Raw genomic sequence first — 5331 nt, forward strand, 5'->3', positions numbered from 1 at the left:
TGTCGCCAAACCGAAAGAAATGACCGGCGAATCGCTGGTTGAGCTTTCCTAAGCCAACATTGTTTCCAGCAACGCAGGATAGGCAAACGAGTTGAAGACCAGTCCTCGCCCCCCGAGCCTAGCCACTTCACCGCGACTGGCCACGTCACCGAGATGCAGCAACCGCCGGGCAGCAGTCCGGCGGTGCGGATGGCAGCCCGCAAATTCGCTAAAAAGCTAATAGTCCTCCGCCTGATGTCAGGCGGAAAGAGCGGATCGAGCATCCCGGTTAGAATTCACCATCCACGTTCGCGCGAGCTCGCCGCCACCAATTACACTGTTTGCGTCCCGACCTGCTCGCCGACCAACCGACGCACCGCCCAAAAAGTCAACGTTCTCTCGTGAGACTTGGGTGCGTCCGTATTCTCCGTTGCGTGCCCCTTTCACGTTGTCGTTGCCACTCGATGCCCGCCTCTGATATCGCTACCGACAAGACTGCGGCCACCGATCCGTTGCCTGCGAACGCAACACAGGCTGACTCGTCCGGTTCAGAATCGCACGGGCTGAATCGCTGCGAGACGGCATCGGAAAACAACACGAGAACTGACGTCGACAATCACGATCACTGGCACATCCGCAATCGGCCGCTGGCAATCATTGCCGCAATCATGCTGACGATCGGTCTGTGCGGGACGCTGTATCGGACAATCAAGAAGTACCAAGTCCCCGGCCCCTTCACGCCGGACAAACAAGGCCTTTGCGACTTCCACAACGGCATCTACTTTCCCACGCGAGCCGTACTCGCCGGAGAAAGCCCCTACAGCGATGCGTATGCGGCCAAGTATCCGGTCGCACGACAGATCCCGTTCTTCTCGCCGGTGATCTTGCTGCTGCATTCACCGCTCGCGATCCTACCGCTGCATCTCGGCGAAGCACTCAACATGCTGCTGCAGATTGCCATCTTGTTTGCGATCGCAGGACTCGTCGCGCACGCCGCCGGCTTTCGCTACCGACTCGACGTCGCCTTGGCAGTTGCCGCCGTGATCATCTTCACTCGCGGCGGGCATATCACATTGTTTAACGGCTACTTCACCTTTCAATTGGTACTGGCCACTTTCTTGTCGGTCGCCTGGGCCGAACGTCGGCCGATTTCGTCGGCGTGGATGCTGATGATCGTTTCGGCGAAACCCACATACATCCTTCCATTAGGATTCTTGATGCTCGCGCGTGGCAACGTTCGTGCGTTGACCTACGGCGCGGTCCTCAGCATCGCCGCTGCCGTGCTGCCGCTGGGATGGATCGCCTACCACGAAGGCGACGGGAACCTCGGCGAAGGTGTTTCGATTCTGATCGAACAAATTGTCGATACCCAGGAAGTCCATCGCTCGATGGAAGATGAATCACCGGTGTTCTCATGGACCCGGTTGGATTTGTTTGCGATCATTGCGAAGTGGGCCGGCAATGACCCCGGGGATCTGCCGCACTTGCTCGCGATGTTTGGCCTCCTCGCGTTCCCGATGCTCGTCCTCTATCGACGCATGCGTCGCGGAATCGACGACGGCATTGCGGGCTGGACCGGTGCGATCTTAATGCTCGGACTCTTGGTCAGCCTCTACCATCAATCCTACGATTCGCTCCTGCTGACCGCCCCGATCGCGGGCGCCATCGGGCTTCGCCTGACCGCGTGGCGAGATCTCAACGGTTGGGTTCGTTGGTCGCTGATCGGGTTGATGGCTTTGCCCGCGTTCAATTATCTGTCGACCCGAACGTTTCTCAACCGATTTGAGATGTCCGAAACGACAACTCGAATCTTCACCAGCCTCAACGGAGTCAGCCTCGCGATCGCGTTGCTACTCATCTGTATCGTCGCCTGGCCCGCCAAATCGCCCCGAGTTTCCAGCGAGTAGGCGAAAACCGGGCAAACCCACCGGCTTGCCACAATTGCACGCGTTTCCCGAGCGCATGCGGGCCGACGAACAACATGCTCTTCGGGCTGAATCGTCGAAATCAGATTGGCGGTGGAGTTTCTCGTTTCGGTAACATTGGCGCAGGCTTTGCCCGCATCGCCATTTCACACCGCGCCGAACAATCGATCCCTGGAGGACCGGTCCCGAACGTCACGCGGCGTATCTGCACTCGCAAAATGTCACTCGCCCGTGCGATTACTGATCCTGATATGTTCGTTGGCTTTGCTAGCAACGGCCTCACCCGCTCAACAACCCGAGCAGGGGCCCACGACGCCGCGTCCGGGTCAGGCAGACCGACCGGCGCCACAACCGAAGTATTGGACAACCGACTGGTCATTCAACGACATCGACGTCGGTAAACTCGCCAACCGGCTCGAGGCGATCGGGATCGACACGGGCTTCGACCTGCAGGGAACCGTCTCGGTACAGTTCGAGGTCGGCATCCCGATCAACGCATTGCGAGACGGCGCGGCCTACCGGTTCGACGGAACGCTGACGAGCCCGTCACTGGTGATTGATGGCGTGAGACTGAAAGAGTTCAGCACGCATCTCGTCTATCGCGACGGCACCGCAACATTGCAAAACCTCAGCTCGATGGTGGTCGACCATGACAGCCAATCGCAGGCGAGCGGATCTGTTCGCGGTACCGCCACGATCGGGTTGGTTCCACGCGATGACATCGACGCCGCGATCTCCATCTCTGATCTTCCAATTGCACCACTCTCGGAACTGGTCGCAAAGGTTCTCGGCCAATCCAAACCAATCTATCCCAACGAGGGTTCTTTCTCGGGCAATTTGAAACTTCACACCCCGCTCGACACCGTCGACGACATCACGAACTATCAACTCGATGGCAACCTCAGCGGTAAAGGACTTCGCGTTGCCAATCTTCCGCCTGCCGACTTTGAAGTCCGAAGTCTGAAAACTGAAAACCAACAACTGCAAATAAACGACTTCTCGTTGACAGCTCAGGCGAGCACCTCCGCAAACGAGTCGATTCGATTGTCGGGGAACGCCCGTCTTCCGCTGCATGGCACGGGCGACTTTGAAGCTCGACTCTTTGGTGATGACGTCCCTGTCGGTCGGCTCACCGAATTGCTGCTCACGCAACAAGCGGAAAACGCCACTCCACTCGTTGCCGGCAAAGTCGACTTCCGCATCAACGCTCGAGGGCAACTGAGCGAACGTTTTGAGAACTCGACTTGGAATCTCGACGGCACCATCGCCTCACCCCGATTGGCGATCGCGGGAGTGGATTTGGGGACCATCGAACACAACATTGAACTCACCCCCGATCGCTTCAACATCGTTCCCGTTCGTGACATTCAAAACTTGCCAAAATCATTCCGCATCGGAGCACTGCGATCGGAATACTCGCTCAGCGACGAATCGCTCGAGATCAAAAACATTGACGCAACGCTTTTTGAAGGCCGCGTTGGTGGCAAGGCGACGGTTCCACTCAACAACGAAGGATTGCTGTCCGCCCAAGTCGACATCCAGGGCCTCCATCCGCGTGTCGAACTCAACCTAGCCGGACGCAACGTCCCCGCGACAGCAGGCTTCGATGCCGACCTCAACTGGCAGGTACCAATCGATGCACTCGAGCAACCGTCTCGGCATCAAGGTCAACTGACATTCTCCGTCTCGAACATCTCGCTAGGCGAGGCCAACGTGGGTGACCTGCAAGGCACCGCGACGGCCGACTCGGGCGATATCTCCCTTCGCGCCCGAGGGAAAATCTTCGACGGAACCGTCGCGGTCGAAACGAAGGCTACGGCACTCGCGGACGACCGTTGGTCCGATCTCCCGGCGAGATTCTCTGCGACCGAACTTCAGTTCAGCAAACTATCTCTCGACCGGATGTACGAGATCGCCACTCGCACGCGTACCGAGTTAACGGGCTCGGCATCCGGAATCGTGCGAATACACGACTGGAACCTTTCCAACGGTTCCAATGGGACGCTCCCGACCACCGAACTGAAGTTGCAGCTAGCTCAACTCAACCATCGCTCGAAATTACTCTCTCGTTCGCTGAACCTAACCGGTCGTGTTACCCAAAATAGATTGGACATCACTTCCCTCTACGGCGACTACGCGGGTGGGAACGTTCGCGTCAAAGGACGTGTGTTCCTTTTTGACGAGGGCAACCTCACACGACCACGGGCTGATCTTCGAGCGACCGCGAGCCGCGTCGACCTTTCACGCGGAATGTGGTTTCTCGGAGACATCGCAACGAACTTCCAAGGTCGCGTGTCGGCATCCGCAACGATCTCCGGATCCGCCGATTCCATTCGCGTTCGCGGCTCGACGGACGGGCGTGACCTGATTCTTTATGGCCTGCCGCTCGGGGACGCCCACAGCAGTTTGACAGCCGACGCCGACGTCTCGCGACAAAGCTGGACCGTGCGTTTTCCTGCCGTCCGGTCGAGCCAAGGTGGCGGCCAGGTCGAGGGCGAACTTTCGCTCGCGTCGACCCGACGTGGGGGAAATGGCATCGACCTCGAGAGTCGCTGGCGCACCCGCCGCGTGGACTTTGTTCGCCTGATTCAACAACTCGGACAGTCCACCTCGGTCGCCCAAGGCGAAATCACCGGCGACTTAACTCTTAGCGGCAAATCCATCGAAAGCATCGACGACCTCAACGGCCGTTTTCGCTTCACGTTGGGGCAAACTCGAGGTGCGGCTATCCCAGGTCTGCTCGGGATCTCTCGCTTTCTCGGCCCGATCTCACTGGTGAACCAAAGGTTTGACGCCGGCGAGGCGAAAGGCGTCATCGGACGCGGCGCCGTGACCATTGATGAGTTCTGGGTCGGCTCGGACTCCGCACTCGTCAGAGCGGACGGCAAGGTTTTCCTGCGCAGCAAACGAATGGATTTGAACGCACTCGTTGCAACCGGAGACTACCGCAATATCGCAGTTAACCTAACGCAAATGGCACAGCAGTACGCCCTCAGATCGCTGCTGCCGTCATCAGCGATTCTCGACATCTCTGAACTCCTGCGTGATCGCACTTTGGTCGTCAACATCGTCGGCACACTTCAAGACCCGATCGTACGCCTGCAGCCGGTCCAGACCTTCCGAGAGGAGGCTGCTCGCTTCTTGCTGCGAGAAGGACAACGATTGATGGTCACCGGAGTCACCGCCGGTACCATCGATAGTCTCGACGGGAAATAACCCCCAATATCGCCCCACCCGAAGCCCGGTTTATCAGTCCGCCCGGTTGTAACGATCCTATCGATCGCATCGGGTCAAATGAATGACCAATGCTCCTCGACCGAGTTGAGCCGATTGTTCTCATGAGAGCGATTTCATGGAAACAGGGGATACGATGAATTACACGGGCGACAATGTTTTGCACTCCCAGCCATCAATCCTGCATTCGATT

The 5331-nt window shown here is 58.1% G+C and carries 2 protein-coding genes; both read left to right on the forward strand.

Going from position 1 to position 5331, the window contains the following annotated elements:
- Positions 1-443 precede the first annotated feature (443 nt).
- Positions 444-1886: a glycosyltransferase family 87 protein gene (locus RSSM_RS02940; protein WP_008674307.1), complete on the forward strand. Its 1443-nt coding sequence runs from the start codon at positions 444-446 to the stop codon at positions 1884-1886.
- Positions 1887-2162: 276 nt separating this feature from the next.
- Entirely contained in the window at positions 2163-5120 is a 2958-nt protein-coding gene (locus tag RSSM_RS02945) for an AsmA family protein (protein WP_236620902.1), read from the forward strand.
- Positions 5121-5331 lie beyond the last annotated feature (211 nt).

The organism is Aporhodopirellula sallentina SM41 (assembly GCF_000346505.1).
In the GTDB taxonomy this organism is placed as follows: Bacteria; Planctomycetota; Planctomycetia; order Pirellulales; family Pirellulaceae; genus Rhodopirellula; species Rhodopirellula sallentina.